The sequence below is a fragment of the Jannaschia seosinensis genome, assembly GCF_001408515.1.
In the GTDB taxonomy this organism is placed as follows: Bacteria; Pseudomonadota; Alphaproteobacteria; order Rhodobacterales; family Rhodobacteraceae; genus Jannaschia; species Jannaschia seosinensis.
The window spans coordinates 1-4,069 of record NZ_CYPR01000099.1 but is presented as its reverse complement, the minus strand read 5'-3'; the positions used below and the strand labels follow the sequence as shown (position 1 = coordinate 4,069).

Genomic DNA, 4,069 nt, shown 5'->3' with positions numbered 1-4,069 from the left:
CGCTGCCAGTTCCATCTCGCGCGCAACGCCATTCATCACGCTCCGAACGTCGAGAGCCGCAAGCGCATCGGAGCTGAGCTGCGCACCGTGTGGAATGCCAGCACGCTCGCCAAGGCAGAAACGGCCTTGGCAGAGATCGTCGCCAGCTATCGCACCTCTGCGCCGAAGCTGGCCGCATGGCTGGAGGAAAACGCGCCCGAGGGGCTCGCGGTCTTCACGCTGCCCGAGCACCATCGCCGCCGGCTGCGCACTTCAAACCCGATGGAGCGATCCGTCCAGCAGGAGCTCAAGCGGCGCACCGTAAAGGTCAGGGTCTTTCCCAGCGACGACGCTCTGCTGCGACTGGTCAGCGCCGTCCTCGTAGAGATCGACGAGAAATGGGCCTCCGAGACCAAGGCCTACATCAAATGGGAATGCCAGGATGCATGACCCGCTCTCAGCAGAATTTCCAGACCGCAGGTTGCTCTATCTCCTTCCGCCCCCGGAACGGGCGGTCGAATCCCGCGGCCGGGCGGTTGAACCGATCCAGAGCTGTTGCGCCTCCTGATCCGGGATGCAAACCGCGGGCGGCGTTCCAGCGGCGCAGAGGCTTGTCCCGTCGGTGGGCAGGGAGTATCTGCGCGTCCTCATCCGCCAGCTTCGCACCGAGCCCGGAGACGACGCGGCAGATCCGGTCAAACCCGGCACCGAACCGGATACCGGCTCCGGGACGCCGGACAAACGTGAGCTGTCGATGCCCTTCGTTGCCTTCGTCAATGGTCTGCTGCTGATCGGCCTGGCTGTTCTCATGGGGTTTGACGCGTTGCTGTTCCCCGCGACCCGGGCCATTTTCCTGGAATCGGGAATGCTGACGCTGATGATCGGTGGATGCATCTGCATCAGCACCATGAACCGGCGCGGAGGCCTGAACCGTCTTCACTCCTTCCTTCTGACCGGCACCACATGGATCACGGCCGCCTTGGCCGGCGCGCTTCCCCTGTGGCTCTGGGACCTGTCGTTCACGAACGCCTTCTTCGAGGCGATGTCCGGCATCACCACGACCGGTTCGACGGTGATGACCGGTCTCGACGGGACGGAGCATGGCATTTTGCTGTGGCGCGCCTTGCTCCAGTGGATCGGTGGCGTCGGCTTCATCGTCGCCGGCATCGCGCTGCTGCCGATCATGCGGGTCGGCGGGATGCAGCTTTTCCGGACCGAAAGCTCGGAGAAGGGAGAGAAGGCGGTGGCCAGCGCGGCACGCTTCGCCGCCGCCACGATCTGGATCTATCTCGCCCTGACCTTTCTGTGCACCCTCGTCTACTTCTCCGGCGGCATGACGGAGTTCGAGGCGATCGCGCACGCCCTCACGACGGTCTCGACAGGCGGCTATTCCACCTCGGATTCCTCCTTCGGATTGTTCGACAGTGCCTATCTCCAATGGATGGCGACGCTGTTCATGCTTGCCGGCGCGCTCCCCTTCGCGTGGTATATCCGGTCGCTGAACCGCGGCGTGGTGCGCAGCGAGCAGGTCCGGGCGCTGGTCGTCATGCTGGTCGCCGTGATCCTCGCCCTGACCGGCTGGCGCATCGTGACGGGCGGGACCCCGGTCCTCGAGACGCTGCGCCTCGTCGCCTTCAACGTGGTCTCCGTGGTGACGACGACCGGCTACGCGACGACGGATTACACAACCTGGGGACCTTTCGCCGCCGCGGCCTTCGCCTGCCTGACCGCGATGGGCGGCTGCACCGGGTCCACCTCCGGCGGAGCCAAGATGATGCGGTGGATTTTGTTCGTGCGGAGCACACGCACGCAAATCAAGCGCATCCATCAGCCCCACGGCATATTCCCCGTCCGCTACGAGGGCCGGACCGTCGATCGGGACGTCATGGGCGGGGTGATGACGTTCTTTGCCTTCTACGGGGCAACGGTGATGGGGCTCGCGGTCGCGCTCGGCTTTTTCGGCCTCGACATGACGACCTCGTTCAGCGGCGCCCTGACGGCCGTGGCGAATGTCGGCCCCGGCGTCGGGGATATCATCGGGCCGGCCGGCAACTTCGCCACCTTGCCGGATGGAGCCAAGTGGCTGCTCGCCTTCGGCATGTACGCAGGCCGGCTCGAGATGCTGACCGTCTACGTGCTGCTCGTGCCAGCCTTCTGGAAGGAGTTTTCCTGACGGGCAAAAATCCTGGTGCCAACGTAGAGGAGAGGACAGGGAACGAGTGCTCTCCACCCCTCGGTTCTTTGGTTCCGTATCGAAATCGGCCCCGCCGCTTTCGAACGACATGGAACCGCTTCACAGGCAGATGCGGTGACTTCTTTCACCGGTAACCCACCGAGTTCATTGGGCTTCTCCACCACAGAAAGGTCACCCTCGGCCTTTGCAGCAAATTACGATATGCGACGAGTTCGGCGGCTCCCAGCCGCGCGTTTGTGTCCGGTCCTGCCTGCGTTCCCGACAAAAGCGGGTCGGCTGCGCCGGACGAGTGACGGGAAAGGCTCCTGAGGACGTCGCAGTACAATCAATCCTCGGCGGCACGACCACTGGAACCCATCCCTCCAGACCGATCCCCCACATGCCCAAGGATCAGGTCCGCGAGGTGCGGCGCAAGCGACGGCGATATCTCGTGGCCCATCCCCGGAACGGATACGTGCCGCGCCCCCCGGATCGCCTTCGCGGTGGCCTCCCCGCCCGATGGGGCGACCAACGGGTCGCGGTCGCCGTGGATCACGAGGGTCGGCACGCGGATCGTCGCGACCTCGGCCGTGCGATCGCCGGAGGCATAGATTGCGCCGATCTGTCGCGACATCGCCATATGAAGATCCGGCGCACCACGATCCCAGGCGCGGGCGAAGAGCGCCCGGTTCGCCTCCCGGTCTGAAGGGAACCCCGCCCCGCCGATGAGGCCGAGCATCTGGAGATTGCGCGCCACATAGGCGTTTCGCGTCGTCGCGGGCGGTTTGGCGAATTGCACCATGGCCCAGAACGACGGCTGTCCGAATTTGCGCGCCCCGGTCGTCGAGAAGATCGAGGTCAGCGTCCTGGTCCGCTCGGGATAGCGCGCCGCGACGACCTGACCGATCATGCCGCCCATCGACATGCCGACGACATGCGCCCGTTTGATCCGCAGGTGATCCAGCAGCGCGACCGCGTCTTCGGCCATGTCGCCGAGGTCGTAGGCCCCTTGCGGCGCCTGCCCGCGCAGCTTCTGCCAGACCGTCGGCGTCGGGCCGTCGATCCGCGACGACCGACCGGAATCGCGGTTGTCGAAGGTGATCACCCGGTGCCCCCCGGCCCGGAGCGCGGAGATCCCCTCAGCTCGACTTTGTACATTATGCGGCGAAGCAAAGTGCTTCGGCCATGCGCACGAGGCGGTCGGGCGGGATTTCTTGCGGTTCCCGGTCCGGCGGAGAGTGTTGGAAAACCTCTCCTGCCCAGAGGGCCAGACGCACCGAACCGATGGCGTCGGTGAAGGTGAGATTGGTCTTGCGATACCATGCTGCGGCATAGGGCGTGCTGGTCGTGCTCAGCAGATCGCAGGCCCACAGCGAGATGAGGCTGTAGAGACCGAGCAAGGCAGGTGTTGTTCGCGCGATTGCCTTGTCGGACCACTGCCTTTGGGGATAGAGCAACCTGCGGTCTGGAAATTCTGCTGAGAGCGGGTCATGCATCCTGGCATTCCCATTTGATGTAGGCCTTGGTCTCGGAGGCCCATTTCTCGTCGATCTCTACGAGGACGGCGCTGACCAGTCGCAGCAGAGCGTCGTCGCTGGGAAAGACCCTGACCTTTACGGTGCGCCGCTTGAGCTCCTGCTGGACGGATCGCTCCATCGGGTTTGAAGTGCGCAGCCGGCGGCGATGGTGCTCGGGCAGCGTGAAGACCGCGAGCCCCTCGGGCGCGTTTTCCTCCAGCCATGCGGCCAGCTTCGGCGCAGAGGTGCGATAGCTGGCGACGATCTCTGCCAAGGCCGTTTCTGCCTTGGCGAGCGTGCTGGCATTCCACACGGTGCGCAGCTCAGCTCCGATGCGCTTGCGGCTCTCGACGTTCGGAGCGTGATGAATGGCGTTGCGCGCGAGATGGAACTGGCAGCG

General features: G+C 64.9%; 5 protein-coding genes. 2 read left to right on the top strand and 3 right to left on the bottom strand.

Features of this window, described 5'->3' with window-relative positions; genetic code table 11:
- Together JSE7799_RS08105 and JSE7799_RS08100 are read left to right on the top strand one after the other, a co-directional pair.
- The coding region (locus JSE7799_RS08105; RefSeq protein ID WP_186201797.1) for a transposase at positions 1-429 on the top strand (429 nt) is incomplete at its 5' end.
- Positions 430-601: 172 nt separating this feature from the next.
- On the top strand, positions 602-2,152 hold the full coding sequence (locus tag JSE7799_RS08100; RefSeq protein ID WP_245624834.1) for a TrkH family potassium uptake protein: 1,551 nt from the start codon (positions 602-604) through the stop codon (positions 2,150-2,152).
- 346 nt (positions 2,153-2,498) lie between these two features.
- On the opposite strand, the gene JSE7799_RS08095 is transcribed toward JSE7799_RS08100, so the two are convergent.
- The 3 genes from JSE7799_RS08095 to JSE7799_RS08085 all read right to left on the bottom strand — a co-directional run.
- Positions 2,499-3,287 carry an alpha/beta fold hydrolase gene (locus JSE7799_RS08095; RefSeq protein ID WP_144431616.1) on the bottom strand — a complete coding sequence of 263 codons (789 nt, stop codon included), beginning with the start codon at positions 3,285-3,287 and terminating at the stop codon, positions 2,499-2,501.
- Positions 3,288-3,309: 22 nt separating this feature from the next.
- On the bottom strand, positions 3,310-3,609 hold the full coding sequence (locus JSE7799_RS08090; RefSeq protein WP_222101724.1) for a hypothetical protein: 300 nt from the start codon (positions 3,607-3,609) through the stop codon (positions 3,310-3,312).
- A gap of 31 nt (positions 3,610-3,640) precedes the next feature.
- Positions 3,641-4,069: transposase (locus tag JSE7799_RS08085; RefSeq protein WP_186201797.1), on the bottom strand; the 429-nt coding region annotated here is incomplete at its 5' end.